The sequence below is a fragment of the Portibacter lacus genome (assembly GCF_021533215.1).
Lineage (GTDB): Bacteria > Bacteroidota > Bacteroidia > Chitinophagales > Saprospiraceae > Portibacter > Portibacter lacus.
In genome coordinates this window covers 1-3624 of the sequence record NZ_JAJNKA010000034.1, presented here as the reverse complement: position 1 = coordinate 3624, position 3624 = coordinate 1, and the positions used below count along the sequence as shown (strand labels likewise).

Annotated in this window: 4 protein-coding genes; all 4 read left to right on the top strand. The window is 34.0% G+C overall.

Annotated elements, in window-relative coordinates; all coding sequences use genetic code 11:
* The first annotated feature begins 639 nt into the window (after nt 1–639).
* On the top strand, nt 640–1014 hold the full coding sequence (locus tag L2586_RS24300; RefSeq protein WP_235295607.1) for a hypothetical protein: 375 nt from the start codon (nt 640–642) through the stop codon (nt 1012–1014).
* Between the two features lie 57 nt (nt 1015–1071).
* A complete protein-coding gene (locus L2586_RS24295; protein WP_235295606.1) occupies nt 1072–2046 on the top strand; it encodes a hypothetical protein in 975 nt (324 codons plus the stop codon).
* Nucleotides 2046–3053, top strand: coding sequence for an outer membrane protein assembly factor BamB family protein (locus tag L2586_RS24290; RefSeq protein WP_235295605.1), 1008 nt, complete (start codon nt 2046–2048; stop codon nt 3051–3053). The genes L2586_RS24295 and L2586_RS24290 overlap by 1 nt, the downstream gene beginning before the upstream one ends.
* A 357-nt stretch (nt 3054–3410) precedes the next feature.
* Nucleotides 3411–3624 (top strand): type II toxin-antitoxin system RelE/ParE family toxin (locus L2586_RS24285; RefSeq protein ID WP_235295604.1); only part of this gene is annotated, 214 nt, incomplete at its 3' end.

Here is a 3624-nt window from a genome sequence, read left to right as displayed (position 1 = left end):
TCCTTATTTCTTTACAATCTTACAGCCTTGTCACATTATCTGCTGCTCAGCTCAGCTCCTCAATTAACTGCTACTCTACTGTTAATTATACTTTAGGCAGAGGAAGAATCCAACTCTTCGCAAGAGTAATTGAAGAATCGCAGTCTTAGAGTTTTAACGGACTGCGTGGCGATCTACGGCTTCGAACTAAGTCGGAATTTATGAAAAGTTGATACTTTTTATTTTCTTCTGAAATTTTTGAATGTATAAGCAGTAAGAATATTAAGCCGACTAAGTTCTCGTTGCACGCTACTCATCCTCTGCACGAAGAAAATCGCTAACGCTTCACCACGTCGTCGTACCTAGACATGGTTGTCGCTACCTCTATTCTTCTTTGCCGCAATCCAGCTGGCTTCGCGCCTCTACGAGTCGGCGCTCTCACCAGCTACCTTGATCACATCCGCAGTAGTCCGCCCCCGAATGCCCTCACACCCAAACGAGTACCTAACGCCCTACGGTTGTTTACTCATTTTAAAATGCTAAGCCGCTACTCTTCCTCGCTCGATGGCTAAGCTTATCATTTTAAAATCGAGTCAAAACTTGTTAAGCTGAAATGAACTTAAAAGTAGACTCGAGAATTAATATATAAAATAAACAAATATGAAAAATCCAAATTTACTTGTTAATGATTTTTTTGACCTCTTACATCAAAATGGAAAAGTTAGAGAAGACAAAGAGAAAATGCCAAATCTAAAACGCTCTCTGAAAGGCCTTAAATTACAAAAGAAAACTAATAAAGGGCAAGACTTTAAAGTGCTCAACAAAAATATAGAGTCCATCGAAGTGAATATCGCAAGAATCAACAATGACATCGAAGAGTACAACTCCAACTTAGAATTTTACATTAAAGATCTTGATCCAGATTGTTCAATGGTTGAATCTGATACGAGGCTCATACATATTGATAGAAAAAATACAACTTTGGAACTTGAAGGTAAAATCAATCCAACAAAAACTAAACTAACTCTATTGTAACTTTTTTATTTTCTCTTGAACTTTCAAATGAAAATAAAAAATCACTAACTTTAGGAATTGAAAAATCCGATCACATATTGGCTTAAGCATATCATTTTCTTAGTACTTCTTATAGTGCAAGTAGGGAATGTTTATGCAGCTGAGAAGGTGCTTGCTGAAACCGAAATTACTTCAGTAGAAAGTGCACAAGGGCAAGAGTTCGTTAATAGCTGGAGGATACTAATTGACAATCCAGTTGTAAGGCTTGATTTACCTAGCCTTGAGAAGCTTGCGAAAATATTAGATCCAATTCGTAGCCCAAAATTATTAGATGCTGGCTTTAATGAAAGTTTTATGAAATCATTTATTAAAAAAATGAATAATAATGGTTCTTTGTATTCTGACATCGCTGATCCAGGGAAAAACAATGGCTTACAAGTTTTGCTTAATAGCATAGAGAAAATGGAAGGGTTGACTGATGCTGCGAAATTGGCAAAAGTCAGGTCTGGTCTCCAATCAACAAAAATTGGGCAATTAAAGGGCGAATTATTTAGATTGAGAAGGTGTGAAGATTATGGTTGGGAAAATATTAGTGCTCTAGAGGAGTATATCAAAGCTGCTCCAAATAGTGGATATCCTAAAGGCAGATATCCAGATATATCTCCGCTTTCGCCTCCACCTAACTTTATAGAAACCAAATACTATTCTACTCTTTTAAGATCTGAAAATGTTGATGCATTCGCAAAACAGTTTCATAAGGATCTTCTTGATATTTTTGATAGAATTTCGAAAGGTGTTAAACCAGATGATGCCTTAAAGTTTTACTCTTACGAATTTAAAAAATCAGCAAACATCACTAATGTCGATATCTTGAAAGGTCAATTATTGGATATGTTTAAGAAGTCGCCGTGGAAAGATCAAGTTATCAACAGCAAGAGTGTAGAAAAAATATTTAGTGATCTAGATGATCTTTTGTTTGAAAATACAAATGGTTTATATGATGGCATAGAAGATTTTATTTTAAATTCTAGTGCATTCAAAGTTATTAACTAATGAAACCAATCACTTCTCTCGAAACAGGGGTACTTCCTCATAATAACAGAAGCATCATTTGCATAAAGCAAGACAGTTTAAAAATTGGATTCTTCGATTATGATTTAAACCTAATGCACAGTATTAGTGAGTTTAAATTACGTGGCATGAATGAGTTTCACTGTTTGCTTTGGAAAGGAAGAGCTCCATATCTTTATAATATTAAGGATAAATGTCTTATCGAATCCTATAGTAAGCTTATGGGAAGTACAACATTAACTGATAAGGGATTAATCCTGAATTCAAGAAAAGAGGCATTGTTACAATACTACACAAATACCGATCAAAAATTAGAATGGGAAATCAGTTTAGATTATGAGAATCGACTTTACGCATTAGCCTGGAGTGATGATGTTCTTGTAGGAAATGTCAATGAAGCAAATAAGAAATTTGGAATAGATCTTAAATCTGGAAAAAAGCTGTGGGAGTTAGATAAAGAGAAGTTGAAATTGAAATCTGTTTCAGGATATATAGGAAATAATCAGCTCGTAAAAGGAACACTTCTTTCAACAAATGAGGAAGAGTTATTTTGTCTAGATTACAATAGTGGTGAAAAATTATGGCACTTGCACCTTGAAAATAAGCTGAGAATGGGTCATGTGATCGCAGATAAAAACATGTTCCTATTTGTAAGAGAAGTTAATGATGTATACCTATTAAAAATAGACCTTTCAGAAGGAAAGATCTTAAGCAAAGAATTATTGACTGAGCAAATTCAAAGACTTCAAGTTTATCCTCAAGGAAACACTGGCACATTCGGTCAACTTAGTTATTATGATAATGAATTATTCTTCGGTGCTAACAATCAATTGGTACGATTAAATCTCTCATCTTCTAAGATGGAAATTGTATTTGACCATACTGCTGAGTTTTACTTCTCCAAAGTGATAGGATCAAAACTCTTTTATAGTGACAATAACTTTACAACTCTAGTATTTGAATTAGAATCTAGTGATCAAGAAGCATAAGCAGCTCTAGCCTTATTATCTCTTATAGACATATCGATAAAGTAGAAAATTTTATCTCTTACATTTGAAGGAAGCTTTTAAAGCTCAATAACTCTATTTAAAGTTTTGGAATTGACTTCAAGATCTGCAACATCCACTAATTAATCTAAGGATATTTCTTGAATATGTAGTTAACCGTGATGACTAAGATTGGTTATGAGTGTTGAGCGATACCACAAAAAGAATCTAGAAGGGTTGAAAAAAGCGGTGGAGAAATGGCTTCCGAGGTAGGCCAAGCTGAAAGCATAGTTTTTCCGAAGTAATTTTGATCAGCACATATTACAAAATAATGAAACTTATTCGTTACATTTATAGTTTATGAAGAGGAAGATTGAGACATATGGAAATTACTTTTGGACCTTCTATAATGATCAGACTAAAGTTGTTCAAGATAAAATTGATTACACTTTAGAGATCATTATATCGGTAGAAAGAGTACCGAAAAAATTCTTCAAACATTTAGAAGATGGGATTTATGAGGTCAGAGTTGAAAAAGGTAGTAATATCTATAGAATATTCAGTTTTTTTGATG

What these genes read in the sequence shown, in the direction of transcription:
- L2586_RS24300 (WP_235295607.1), top strand. Translation starts at nt 640, where the DNA reads ATGAAAAATCCAAATTTACTTGTTAATGATTTTTTTGACCTCTTACAT.
- L2586_RS24290 (WP_235295605.1), top strand. Translation starts at nt 2,046, where the DNA reads ATGAAACCAATCACTTCTCTCGAAACAGGGGTACTTCCTCATAATAAC.